Genomic DNA, 12,757 nt, shown 5'->3' on the forward strand with positions numbered 1-12,757 from the left:
ATCATATATTCTACATAAAAAGTGGGGGCAGGATAATTATCCTGCCCCCACTTTTTATATAAAATCACTTCTGTGGAAGTATTTCAATCCAGTAATCATCCGGGTCATTAATGAAATAAAGCCCCATGGCAGTGTTCTCAAAACATACACAATTCATTTCTTTGTGATAGGCCCTGATTGCATCGTAATCACCGGCTACACGAAAACATAGGTGACTTTCGTTTTCCCCCAGTTCGTATGGAGCAATATGATCTTTGAGCCATGTCAATTCCAATAGGAAACCTGTTTCATTATCTGTCAGGTAAACTAGTGTGAATGAACCGTCGGATGCTTCTTTCCGATGATGTTCTTTTAAGCCGAGTGCTTTCTCATAAAAAGCGATACTCCGCTCCAGATTTGTAACGTTGATATTAAAATGGTCAAATTTACTTTTTATTTCCATTGTTGCAATTTTCCTTATTTTTTCATTAAGAGTTTCACAATTTCTCCAACATAGGTACGGGGTTGTCCGGCTTGCGGAGTTGTCTGTGAAGGCATTTTCTTACATTCGATAACAGCTGAAGGAGTTGTCTGGTTCGGGGCATACAATTTCAGTGTATAGCTGTCTGCCTTTTCTATTGCCTCATAAGGTTGGTCGGGTGAAAGTGTGCAATATGCAACAGCTTTTCCTGATTGATAACCTAATGCACCACCTGCATTTGCAGTCATATTGGTCATGTTGAACTCATCTTTTCCAATACTGATTACTAATTTACCACTTCCCATTAAGGCATATACTTCGCCCGGAATTTGTTTCAAATCAATTTCTGTATAACCCGGCATATCTGTGGAAGCTTTGCCTACTGGAGTAGCAGGAGTGAGAGTCGCAGCAGGAACTGTAGTTTGAACGGGTTCGGCGGTCGTCACTTTAATATCAGTCTTTTTATCTGTGCCACCAATGATAATCGGGCCTGCGGCTGCAACGATTGATGGAGTTTGTTGCTCTTCTTCTTTCTTCTTTTTCTCTGTCTTCGGACGAGTATCAGGTGCTCCGAAAGCTACTGCTACATCCATAAACATATCATCTGCGAAGTCTACAGTTTTTCTACGCCATTTAGCCAGGCCGCGCACTAATTTGGTCTTTGCTTTATTGAGCGCATATTTATCAGTAATCCATTCTTCCGCTTTGTATTTCTCTGTTTCGCGATAAGTGAAACGGATTTTCTCAAGCTCTACTAGGCAGTTGCCGGGTTTACAGGTAACGGTAATCTGATAGTTGACCAGTGTACGGTCTAATGACAGAGCACTGGAACTGAAAACAATCCATTCTTCTCCAACACCGGCAATTGTTCCCTTTGCTTCGTCAGAGAAAACAATGCGGCTATCAATATTTTTATTTTCTTTCAGACGTTCGTCCATCCACTTTGTCATTGTGTCGTAGATTTGTGCCTGACTCATTCCGGGAATCTGGAACTCTTTGGAAAATACTACTTTACCATCTACTTCAGGAACAGCTCCTACAAGGTACCTGGTGTCATCTTTCTTCTCTTTTGCAGAATCTGCCTTCATCGCCATCGGCAATGCAAGGAACAGGGTAAGAAACAGAATCGTAAATTTATTCATAATTATCATGTGTTTATTTGGTAATCTCAAAACTTTCGCCCCGATGGGTGATGCTGATAAAACGGCATCCGGCATTTTCAGCAAAACTACGAAGCGCATTTCCCCCCTCATAATCTTCACTGAAGTGCATGGGCACAAATATAGTAGTTTTTATTTGTTCGATGAACTGTTTTGCTCCTTTCATGTAATCTTTTCCCATTCTCCGATCCACCGGGAATAGTACTAAATCGATGTTTGGTACTTTTTCTTTTAAATATTTAACTTCTGCAAGGAAATCACCATTGGCTTTTCGGATCTCTTCTTCAGTAGATTCCTCACTCCAATGCCAGTTGTTCAAGTCGCCGGCATGGAAAATACTCCAATCTTGCAGGTGAAGCAAGAACGAACTGCCGACATCCGTTGAGCCGAAAGCATCGATACGAATTGTCTCGTCTTCGTATGTTTCTCCTTTTTTAATATAGAAAGCATCTTCGGCTTTGGCACGATGGGATTTCAAGATATCTTTGGAGAAAATATATTGAATGTCGGGGCGTTGTTCTTTCCAGGTCAATATCTCACGATTAAAGTGGTCGGGATGGAAATGGGTGGCCAATACATATAGCTTACCCGGCCTTTGCAGGAGATAATCATGTACGATTCCCCGGTTATGTTCCGTTTCGGAAGAATCTTTGTAGTAATCGATGATAACGGTTACACCTTCCATTTCGATGGCGAAACCGCTGTGATAAATATAATCCAGTGTCATAAGCTGACTATTTTATAATTGCAATATTACGTATTCTAGTTGGAGTTGCCAAGAAAAATCGACGAAATCAAGGAGCAAGACGACTGATTTTCCATTCCCCGTCCGGTTGCAGGGTATATAGAAAACGGTCATGCAGACGGTTGGGGCGTCCTTGCCAGAATTCAATCCTTGTAGGGGTAACGGCATATCCGCCCCAATTATCGGGCCTCTCCACTTCTTTTCCGATCCACCGGGCTGCCTCCCTGACAAAAGACCGTATTAATTGCATTCGGCTTGTTATAGGTTGACTTTGGGGAGAAATTCGTGCACCGACCCGGCTTTTATAAGGACGTTTCCGGAAATATTCATCCGATTCTTCCGGAGGAACTTTCGTCGCTATTCCCTCTATATGTATTTGTCTTTCGAGGGCGTGCCACACAAAAGAGAGGGAGATATACGGATTTTGTGCCAATTGCCTGCCTTTACGGCTTTCATAATTGGTATAGAAGACAAATTTTCCATCATGGAGCCCTTTTAATAATACGGTACGCGTGGACGGTCTCCCTTCAGGGGATACGGTTCCTACAATGACAGCAGTTGGTTCATCCACCTCTGCGTCAATTGCTTCTTGTAGCCAACGGTTGAAAAGCGAAAGCGGGTCGCCCGGAAGTTCATTTTCCCGCAACCCGCCTTTCGTATATTCCTGTCGGATATCTGCTATGTTTAATTTCGCCATAAGATTATCTGGCAGTTTTAGTTCTTAATTTCTAATGATGGAATCACATAGGTACTTCTATTAATAGAATATGTGAATCTTTCAGTGTCTCCAGTTCGAAACTGTTGGTATCGTAAACACCCATACCGTCCCGGCGTTTCAACACTTCGCCATCTACTACAATTTCTCCTTCAATGAGGAAAATATAGACGCCTGCATGACTTTGATGCATGTGATAACCCAGTTTCTTCCCGGCTTCTACTTTACCGATTGAGAACCAGGTATCTTGCAAAAGGGAAGCAGGTGTACTGCCGTCGGGAGATACGATGACTGCCAGTTCATTCGGACGTTCCAACTCTGTGATACTGAAATCCTGATAAACGGGACGGGTGTTCCGTTCTCTTGGCATAATCCAGATTTGCAGGAATTCCACCGGTTCTACAGGGCTTGCATTCACTTCACTGTGGAAGATTCCCGTTCCGGCACTCATTGTCTGAATTTCTCCAACAGTAATGATGCGGCTGTTCTTCTTGCTGTCTCCATGTTGCAGATGTCCTTTCAGAGGGATGGAGATGATTTCCATATTCTTATGCGGGTGAGTCTGAAAACCTTCTCCGGGTGCAACTTTGTCATCATTCAATACGCGAAGGGCACCGAAGTTGATACGATTGGAGTCGAAGTATTCGTCAAAACTAAAAGTATGGTAACTATCCAACCAATCATACTGGGAATGTCCTCTTGTATCTGCTTTATGTATTACTTTTTTCATAAAATCTGTCCTTTCTCTTATTTGTTTATATGTTTTGTAAACAAAGAAAGGAGCTTAAAAGTTTTATTTCTTCACTTCATTTAGCAAAGGCTTATGATTGATAAAATCTTTTATGTTTTGAAGGGTGGTCACCGCAATATTCTCCATCGCTTCATGTGTGAAAAAAGCTTGATGAGAAGTGACTATCACATTGTTGAATGAAAGTAAGCGGGCGAGTACATCATCGTCGATGATGCGGTCGGATTGATCTTCATAAAAGTATTCGCTTTCTTCCTCATATACGTCCAGTCCTGCGGAACCTATTTTCTTGTTCTTCAACCCTTCAATCAGTGCATTGGTATGAATCAGCTGTCCACGGCCGGTATTGATAATCATAACTCCGTCTTTCATTTTGCTGATAGAGTAGTCGTTAATCAGATACTTGGTCGCTTCGGTGAGCGGGCAATGCAAAGAGATGATATCCGAATTGTGATATAGTTCGTCCAGTGAAGTATAAACTATTTGTTCTTCACGGGCGAAGTTATGGTCCGGATAGAGGTCGTAAGCCAATATGTTCATTCCAAACCCTTTTAAGATGTGAATCAGTATTTTCGCGATTTTTCCTGTACCGATGATGCCTGCTGTTTTTCCGTGCATATCGAATCCCATCAGACCGTGCAGGGAGAAATTACCATCTTTGGTACGCCAGGAAGCACGGGGAATTTTCCGGTTTAGCGATAACATAAGAGCTACGGTGTACTCTGCAACGGCATAAGGAGAGTAGGCAGGAACCCGTACTACGGTAATTCCGGCAGCGGCGGCAGCATCCAAATCTACATTATTAAATCCGGCACAGCGTAGTGCCAATAGTTTTACTCCGTTGGCTGCCATCACACGGATTACTTCTGCGTCGGCAACGTCGTTCACAAAGATGCAGGCAGCATCCACTCCTTGTGTCAGTAGTACGTTGTTCTTATTCAGATGCCCTTTGTAGTAGCGTATCTCAAACCCGAACTCTTTGTTTTTGTCATTGAAAGAGGACTCATCATAAGGCTTTGTGCCGAAAAATGCAATTGTATAGGCAATAATATTATTCTATAAATTATATAATATTAAACGTTGGAACAGGTGAATTTGTTTAATCAATCCATCATTCGAAAAACAGATTGTTTCATTAGAAACAGTTTGACTTTTCAATTAAAATGGCGGATAAATGAAAATAAGTGCACAAATATGTGCTCCCTGTGCAATATTGTTATATCTTTGCGCCGAAATAATTTTAAAAAAGATTTAGATGAGAAAAATTTCGTTGATTGGTCTTGCAATGTTGATCGTTTCAATTCCAACTTTTGCCGGAGATTATCTAACCAATACGAATCAGAATGCTGCTTTCTTACGCATGATAGCCCGCGGCGCTTCCATCGATGTTGATGGAGTTTATAGTAATCCTGCCGGACTGGCATTTCTTCCCAAAGATGGTATTCAAGTAGCACTTACTATTCAAAGTGCATATCAGACCCGTGATATTGCTGCGACAAGTCCTTTATGGACCATGGACGGACAGAATACTGTACGTAAGTATGAAGGAAAAGCTTCTGCTCCCGTTATTCCTTCTATACATGCTGTCTATAAAAAAGGCGATTGGGCGTTTTCCGGTAGCTTTGCCATTGTAGGTGGTGGCGGAAAAGCTTCATTTGACAAAGGTTTACCTATGTTTGATGCGGCTGCTATTAGTTTGGTAAATACAATCGGTCAAGGGATGCTGTCTCCTAATCAATATACTATTAATTCGGCTATGGAAGGTCGTCAGTATATTTATGGTTTTCAATTAGGAGCAAGCTATAAAATTAATGAGCACTTCGCAGTTTTTGCTGGTGCACGTATGAATTATTTTACGGGTGGCTATAAAGGTTTCCTTGATATCAATTTGAAAGAGGGTGTAGCAGAACAATTGGGTGCTGAGATTGTAAAAAAACTAATGGCCGCCGGTATGACTTTAGAGCAGGCACAACAGGCAGCATTACAAAAGTCGCAGCAGCTGAATGATGCGAAACTTAAATTAGACTGCGATCAGACAGGTTGGGGATTGACACCGATTATTGGTATTGATGCTAAGTTCGGAAAATTGAACCTGGCTGCAAAGTATGAGTTCAAAGCCAATATGAATATTGAGAATGATACACATGAAATAATTGCTCCAGCTGCTGCCGCAGATTTTATGGCACCTTATCAGAATGGTGTGAACACTCCGAGTGATCTTCCTGCTATGCTTTCTTTAGCTGCAAGTTATGAGATTTTGCCGTCATTGAGAGCCTCAGTAGAATATCACTTCTTTGATGATAAGAATGCCGGTATGGCGGATGGCAAACAGAAGACACTGAAACATGGTACACACGAGTACTTGGCCGGTGTTGAATGGGATATCAATAAACTGTTCACAGTCAGTGGAGGTTATCAGAAAACAGACTACGGATTGAGCGATGCTTTCCAATCAGATACAAGTTTCTCTTGTGATTCTTATTCTGTTGGTTTCGGAGGCCGTATTAATTTCACGCAGGCATTGAGCCTTGATGTTGCTTATTTCTGGACTACGTATAGTGATTATACTAAAGAAAATGTACGTGGATTAGGTGCATCTATTGATAAAGACGTTTATAGCCGTACCAATAAAGTATTTGGTGTGAGCGTGAACTACAAGTTCTAAATTTCTAATCCTTTATATGTATAGAAAAGCCGTTTCGGACATGATGTTGAGACGGCTTTTTTGTTTTACTGTTCTATGTTATTTTAGAAAGAATATTGTACCAGCATATTCAACCGGTTGGCGTGGCGGGTTGAAGAACTGAAATCAGTACGCCATCCTCTTAAATATTCTACGCCCACTTGCAAATTACTGCTTACATTCCAGAAAGCATTAGCCACTAAATACTGTCCTTTACGATAGGATTCCGGATTTTCACTTGGATATCCATTTTCAGAATAAAGTCTGGATAAACTATATGTACCGGATATAAAGATGCTCGGACAAAGGTTGTATTGCAGCCCTGCATACCATCCCAGCATTGGGAGAACCTGCATTTTTCCCTCATTATCAGGATCGGGAACGATATCTACGTTCAGATTACTTAAATCGTTCAGGTAAGATCCGATACCTTTTCCATAATTAAACTGTCCGAATGCCTGTAATTTCTTCGTAATATTGAAAGTTGTAGATGCTTGCAGACCGAAGCCGGTGGCGGAATAGGCTTTCTCATGAACGTTACTTGAGTAAGTCATACTACGGACAATAGCACCTAATTTAACGTGACTGCTACTATTCCAGTTATACTGTACGGAAGTGGCAAAGTCCGGCATTCGTTGGGTGTTGATAGACAAGTCATTGTTGGTTGTACCGTCTACTGAAGGCATTTCCATTGAAACACCGAATTTCCAGTTTTTCAACTTATCGCACATATAGCTCAATTGCGTAGTGCGGTAAAAGGCTGATCCGTTAGGACCTGCAAAGTCGATGGTAGGAGGCAGTGCGGAGAGATCCATGAACGAACCGTAGCTGTATCCGATCGTGAAACCGAGGAATTGCGCATAAGCATTCTGCAATTCAAAGGTTTTTCCGTCACCCCGGAAGTTTCCGGCTGTGTAGACAACGAAGTCTCCCAGATGTTTCGTACGTCCTACCAGTTTGAGGAATAGGGTAGAAGTGGTGATATCCATCTGGAATTGATTCTTGGCAAAATTGCCGCTTCCGCGTTGTGGAATCAATGCCGGATAGAAATCGACATCATTTACGATACCGTTAAAGTCATACTCTGCTGTTGCACGAACATATCCTCCGATACCCAGGGCAAATTTCCCTTTCTGGTCGGTGAGCAGGAAACGGGGAGCATTCGGGTCATGGAAACGCATCTGCGAACGGTCGTTCATGATTCGGATGATTTCATCTCCTGCTTTGTTCTTCGAAACAAACATAATAGAATTCGGTTCTTCATCTTCGATGACTACCTTCTGTTGTGCATAGGCACAGAGGGGGAAAATTCCTATCCCCAGTAGCATAGCTACCATTTTAAAGCTTGTTTTCATTATCAGTTAAGTTTTAGGTGAATGCCCAATGAACAACTAAAAAAAGAAATGGTTGAGAGGGGCAAAGGAAAAATTGCCAAACTAATCGGAAGAATTGCTATTTATAATGATTCTAAAAGAACGGATCTTTGTACCGTACTAATTAGATAAAAGAAATACGACGATGGAAAAAGTAGATTTTACCCAAGGAATATTAGCGATGGAACAGGATTTGCATCGTTTCGCATATAAATTGACAGCAGATCGTGAGTCTGCAAATGATTTGGTACAGGATTGTCTGTTGCAAGCGCTGGATAATCGTGAAAAATTCACGTATACCAAGAATCTGAAAGGATGGATGTATACGCTTATGCGTAACATTTTCGTCAATAACTACCGCCGTACAGTTCGTGAAATGAATCTGATTGATGAAAGTTATTCTATCAATCAGCAACATTTGATCGAGGATGAAGATGCCGACAGATTTGAATTTACCTATGATATGAAACAGCTGTACCGGGTGATACATTCCATACCGGAAGAAATGAAAGTTCCCTTCCAGATGTTTGTTGCCGGATTTAAGTATAGAGAAATTGCCGAAAAATTAGGATTGCCGATGGGAACGGTAAAGAGCCGTTTGTTTTTCATCCGTAAGCGGTTGAAAGAGGAATTGAAAGATTTCTCCTCCTGATGCAGATGCCTGATTGAGTGATGTGTTTTAAGGTCAAAGTGATGAGCCTTCCTGTCAGAATACGACGACTGACGGGGAGGCTTATTTTTTTCTTCAATTTTCGGGAAGGCAGATTCTGGTAAGATGAATGTGATAATTCCAGTTTTATTTTTTACCTTTGCACCCCGAAAGAATAAAAAATGTATGATGCCGTGAATAGCGGTCGTGTATTCTAGAACACCACGTAAAAAACAGGAATTATGAAAGAAAAAGTATCTGTACCCTTTATGCTGCTGGGCATTCTGTTTAATGTCTGTCTCATTGCAGCCAATCTTCTTGAAACAAAAGTAATTCAGGTAGGTAGTCTGACCGTGACAGCCGGATTATTGGTTTTTCCTATTTCTTATATTATTAATGATTGTATCGCCGAAGTTTGGGGATTCAAGAAAGCGCGGCTCATCATTTGGAGCGGTTTTGCCATGAACTTCTTCGTGGTTGCACTTGGGTTGATAGCTGTTGCCATTCCGGCTGCTCCTTTCTGGGAGGGCGAGGAACATTTCAATTTTGTGTTCGGTATGGCTCCCCGTATTGTGGCTGCCAGTCTGATGGCTTTTCTGGTAGGCTCATTTCTCAATGCGTATGTGATGAGTAAGATGAAAGTAGCCAGTCAGGGGCGTAACTTTTCGGCTCGTGCCATCTGGTCGACTGTTGTAGGTGAGACTGCCGATTCATTGATTTTCTTCCCGGTAGCTTTTGGTGGAGTTATTGCCTGGAAAGAACTGCTTATCATGATGGGGATTCAGATTGTGCTGAAATCCATGTATGAAGTTATTATCCTTCCGGTGACAATTCGTGTAGTGAAAGCCATTAAGAAGATAGACGGCAGCGATGTGTATGATACTGATATCTCCTATAATATATTGAAAGTCAAAGATATTTAAGATAGAATATGAATAGAGAAGCAGCATTGGTTGTGTTTAGTGGTGGACAGGACTCTACTACTTGTTTGTTTTGGGCAAAACGCAACTTTAAGAAAGTATATGCCTTGAGTTTTCTTTACGGTCAGAAGCATCAGAAAGAAGTGGAGCTTGCACGGGAGATAGCCCGGAAAGCAGAAGTGGAATTTGATGTGATGGATGTTTCCTTTATCGGACAGTTAGGTCATAATTCATTGACCGATACTACGATGGTGATGGATCAGGAAAAACCAGCAGATAGTGTTCCCAATACCTTTGTTCCGGGACGTAATCTGTTTTTTCTAAGTATCGCGGCAGTATATGCCCGTGAACGTGGTATTAATCATTTGGTAACGGGAGTTTCCCAAACAGATTTCAGCGGTTATCCCGATTGCCGTGATGCCTTTATCAAATCTCTTAATGTAACTCTCAATCTGGCGATGGATGAACAATTTGTGATTCATACCCCCTTGATGTGGATTGATAAGGCAGAAACATGGGCATTGGCCGACGAACTGGGGGTATTGGAACTGATTCGCACCGGGACTTTGACCTGTTATAATGGCGTTCAAGGAGATGGTTGCGGACATTGCCCGGCTTGTACATTGCGTCGGGAGGGACTGGAGAAGTATTTAAAGAGTAAGAATCAATAAAATCTCTACATAGAGATTAAAATGCATTTTTTGCTGTCATCCGTCACATTATTGTAGATAAATATTTGATTATAAGATATCTAGTTTGTGACAGCAAGTAGTGACAGCATCTAAATTTGACATTTTGCCGTCACATCTATTGTCACCGGTACGTTCTAATTAATAAATGGTAGTAGCTTCTATCCGGAATGTATTGGCTTAGATTAGTTTCAACAGCTTGAAACTGTTGTTTCATCGGTGAGAAACTAAAGTTTCAACGGTAGGAAACTAAAGTTTCTAACGCTTGAAACTATAAGTTCCATTACTTGAAACAGTTTGTTCCAAGTAATGAAACACTTTGTTTCAAGCAATGAAACACACCGTAACAAGTAAGATGAGGAGAAAGTAAGCGTAGGCTAAGAGTTGATGGTGATAGGTGATAGATGCGGTGATAGGTTATAAAATGAATCCTTCACCACTAAAACCTCGATGAATAAAGCGTTTGAGGCAGTACGGTGATAGGTGAAAGAGGAAATGCATTTTTTTGTTTAGGGTAGAGGTTGTAGTTAACGAGTGCAATGACTGAATTAAAAGACCAACTTTCCTTGTTAGGAAGAAAAACCGAGTATAAGCAAGATTATGCTCCTGAAGTACTGGAAGCCTTTGATAATAAGCATCCTGAAAATGATTACTGGGTACGTTTCAACTGCCCGGAGTTTACAAGTCTGTGTCCTATTACCGGACAGCCGGACTTTGCCGAAATACGTATCAGCTACATTCCTGATATAAAAATGGTAGAAAGTAAGAGTTTGAAACTCTATCTTTTCAGTTTCCGCAGTCATGGAGCCTTTCATGAGGATTGTGTGAATATCATAATGAAAGATCTTATCCGATTGATGAATCCCAAATACATAGAAGTAACGGGAATATTTACTCCTCGTGGTGGTATTTCCATTTATCCGTATGCCAATTATGGTCGTCCGGGAACAAAGTTCGAACAGATGGCAGAACATCGTTTGATGAATCGGGAATAATATAAATAAAAGAATTCATTAGCTAAAAAGATCGAATATGACTCATCATGTGCCTGCTGAATTGCAAAACTATGTTCGGCAAATTATTATCCCTCAATACACTAACTTTGATAAAGCGCATCAAATTGACCATGTAGAAAAGGTTATTGAGGAAAGTCTGAAATTAGCGGCTCATTATGAAGTCGATTATTCGATGGTTTATGTCATCGCTGCTTATCATGACCTGGGGTTGTATGAAGGACGTGAATTTCATCATATAACCTCTGGCAAAGTGTTGTTAGCCGACGAAACTTTGTGGCGTTGGTTTACGGATGAGCAGCTGTTGCAGATGAAAGAAGCGATAGAAGATCATCGGGCTTCCAATAAACAGGCTCCCAGAACAATCTATGGAATGATTGTTGCCGAGGCTGACCGAATTATTGATCCCGAAGTTACTTTACGTCGTACCGTACAATATGGGCTGTCTCATTATCCGGAGATGGATAAAGAAGAGCAATATGCTCGTTTTCGGAAACATCTAACTGAAAAATATGCAGAAGGAGGGTATCTGAAGTTATGGATACCCCAATCGGATAATGCCGGACGGTTGGCAGAACTTCGGAATTTGATTACTAATGAGGGGGAACTGATTAAGGTATTTGATAAGTTATATTCTGATGAATTAGGATAGACTATCCTGATAATTTTATACTTCTATAATTTACCGGATTGCAGCTACTTTATCTAAGATAAATTGCTTCATATCGTCCCATCGAATATTAGAAAACATTTTGGGCATGAGTTCGTCCTCTGCGTCTTCAAAATAGGATAGGCTCATCAGTCCACGAAAGATAGAATTCTCCGGATATTTCTCGGCGTAAAACTTCAATATGTCATCTAAAGTGTAATGCTGTAATAGGAAATACATATCTATGAAATCTTTTTTTGTTCCTCTACCTTCTATCGCGTTAATTTTCATTGCGGCAATATCTTTGGGAGAGGCTAAACGCAATCCGTCTTTTTCAATAACAGAATCTATCCATGGATATTTGTAATTAACAAAATCAACTTTGATACCATTGACAGAATAGATTTTTATGTTGGTTGTTTCTTTATAAACAGATATCGGACCAATAGAGCGTAATATATCTCTAATTGCTATACTATCCTCTTCTATATCCCCAAAGAAATCCAAATCTATCGACATACGATGTCCATATTGGAGTGCGAGGGCTGTGCCTCCAACTAATCTTGCCTTTGCTAAAAATAATTCCGGAGTTAGCTTTTTTAGCAATTCCAGAGTGTGGGGTTCGATAGTCTTGTATGATAACATCGATATTCTTCTTTTGAGGTGTTTGATATACAACAGACGTATGCTAGAGCTTTTGGGTCTAATGTACGTAATGATTTACATATTGATACAATTCTATCTAATCCGTAATAAGAACATATTAAATGCCAATCTTTTAAAGTGCCATATTCTAAAACACGTTGGATAATTTGTGCTGGGCAAGTATCCATATCTGCTTTGGATATATCTATATCCCAAAACAAATGGGGAGATAATTTTGATATATATTCTTTTTGTTCCATGAATTGCAACTATAAGATTTTCTCTTTTTTACAAAGAAACTATTTTAT

General features: G+C 40.6%; 15 protein-coding genes. 6 read left to right on the forward strand and 9 right to left on the reverse strand.

Features of this window, described 5'->3' with window-relative positions; genetic code table 11:
• Window positions 1-64: 64 nt before the first annotated feature.
• The 6 genes from ACT8YW_RS02855 to ACT8YW_RS02880 form a co-directional block, all read right to left on the reverse strand.
• Window positions 65-442, reverse strand: coding sequence for a VOC family protein (locus ACT8YW_RS02855; RefSeq protein WP_022200194.1), 378 nt, complete (start codon window positions 440-442; stop codon window positions 65-67).
• A 14-nt stretch (window positions 443-456) separates the two neighbouring features.
• Entirely contained in the window at window positions 457-1,602 is a 1,146-nt protein-coding gene (locus tag ACT8YW_RS02860; RefSeq protein WP_052588002.1) for a DUF4468 domain-containing protein, read from the reverse strand.
• Window positions 1,603-1,615: 13 nt separating this feature from the next.
• Window positions 1,616-2,347 carry an MBL fold metallo-hydrolase gene (locus ACT8YW_RS02865; protein ID WP_074559103.1) on the reverse strand — a complete coding sequence of 244 codons (732 nt, stop codon included), beginning with the start codon at window positions 2,345-2,347 and terminating at the stop codon, window positions 1,616-1,618.
• A 67-nt stretch (window positions 2,348-2,414) separates the two neighbouring features.
• Window positions 2,415-3,062 carry a pyridoxamine 5'-phosphate oxidase gene (gene pdxH, locus ACT8YW_RS02870; protein ID WP_004300774.1) on the reverse strand — a complete coding sequence of 216 codons (648 nt, stop codon included), beginning with the start codon at window positions 3,060-3,062 and terminating at the stop codon, window positions 2,415-2,417.
• Between the two features lie 43 nt (window positions 3,063-3,105).
• On the reverse strand, window positions 3,106-3,810 hold the full coding sequence (locus tag ACT8YW_RS02875) for a pirin family protein (RefSeq protein WP_004300773.1): 705 nt from the start codon (window positions 3,808-3,810) through the stop codon (window positions 3,106-3,108).
• A 63-nt stretch (window positions 3,811-3,873) separates the two neighbouring features.
• Window positions 3,874-4,875 (reverse strand): 2-hydroxyacid dehydrogenase, encoded by a 1,002-nt coding sequence (locus ACT8YW_RS02880; protein ID WP_444103989.1) that lies wholly within the window; start codon window positions 4,873-4,875, stop codon window positions 3,874-3,876.
• A gap of 208 nt (window positions 4,876-5,083) precedes the next feature.
• On the opposite strand from ACT8YW_RS02880, the gene ACT8YW_RS02885 reads away from it, so the two are divergent.
• Window positions 5,084-6,493, forward strand: coding sequence for an OmpP1/FadL family transporter (locus ACT8YW_RS02885; protein ID WP_444103932.1), 1,410 nt, complete (start codon window positions 5,084-5,086; stop codon window positions 6,491-6,493).
• A gap of 83 nt (window positions 6,494-6,576) precedes the next feature.
• Here ACT8YW_RS02885 and ACT8YW_RS02890 read toward each other — a convergent pair whose 3' ends face one another.
• Window positions 6,577-7,866, reverse strand: coding sequence for a DcaP family trimeric outer membrane transporter (locus tag ACT8YW_RS02890; RefSeq protein ID WP_115484013.1), 1,290 nt, complete (start codon window positions 7,864-7,866; stop codon window positions 6,577-6,579).
• A gap of 163 nt (window positions 7,867-8,029) precedes the next feature.
• Here ACT8YW_RS02890 and ACT8YW_RS02895 point away from each other — a divergent pair, with 163 nt between their 5' ends.
• The 5 genes from ACT8YW_RS02895 (at window position 8,030) to ACT8YW_RS02915 (ending at window position 11,807) form a co-directional block, all read left to right on the forward strand.
• Window positions 8,030-8,536: an RNA polymerase sigma factor gene (locus ACT8YW_RS02895; RefSeq protein WP_444103934.1), complete on the forward strand. Its 507-nt coding sequence runs from the start codon at window positions 8,030-8,032 to the stop codon at window positions 8,534-8,536.
• A gap of 239 nt (window positions 8,537-8,775) precedes the next feature.
• Window positions 8,776-9,456: a queuosine precursor transporter gene (locus ACT8YW_RS02900; RefSeq protein ID WP_444103935.1), complete on the forward strand. Its 681-nt coding sequence runs from the start codon at window positions 8,776-8,778 to the stop codon at window positions 9,454-9,456.
• 8 nt (window positions 9,457-9,464) lie between these two features.
• Window positions 9,465-10,124: a 7-cyano-7-deazaguanine synthase QueC gene (gene queC, locus ACT8YW_RS02905; protein WP_444103936.1), complete on the forward strand. Its 660-nt coding sequence runs from the start codon at window positions 9,465-9,467 to the stop codon at window positions 10,122-10,124.
• Window positions 10,125-10,681: 557 nt separating this feature from the next.
• Window positions 10,682-11,137, forward strand: coding sequence for a preQ(1) synthase (queF, locus tag ACT8YW_RS02910; protein WP_004304260.1), 456 nt, complete (start codon window positions 10,682-10,684; stop codon window positions 11,135-11,137).
• A 37-nt stretch (window positions 11,138-11,174) separates the two neighbouring features.
• Window positions 11,175-11,807, forward strand: coding sequence for an HD domain-containing protein (locus ACT8YW_RS02915; protein WP_444103938.1), 633 nt, complete (start codon window positions 11,175-11,177; stop codon window positions 11,805-11,807).
• A 30-nt stretch (window positions 11,808-11,837) separates the two neighbouring features.
• Here ACT8YW_RS02915 and ACT8YW_RS02920 read toward each other — a convergent pair whose 3' ends face one another.
• Window positions 11,838-12,449 (reverse strand): nucleotidyl transferase AbiEii/AbiGii toxin family protein, encoded by a 612-nt coding sequence (locus ACT8YW_RS02920; protein ID WP_444103939.1) that lies wholly within the window; start codon window positions 12,447-12,449, stop codon window positions 11,838-11,840.
• Window positions 12,404-12,709 (reverse strand): DUF6922 domain-containing protein, encoded by a 306-nt coding sequence (locus ACT8YW_RS02925; protein WP_080598068.1) that lies wholly within the window; start codon window positions 12,707-12,709, stop codon window positions 12,404-12,406. Before ACT8YW_RS02925 ends, ACT8YW_RS02920 begins: the two co-directional genes overlap by 46 nt.
• Window positions 12,710-12,757: the final 48 nt, after the last annotated feature.

This window comes from Bacteroides sp. (genome assembly GCF_052357945.1).
GTDB lineage: Bacteria > Bacteroidota > Bacteroidia > Bacteroidales > Bacteroidaceae > Bacteroides.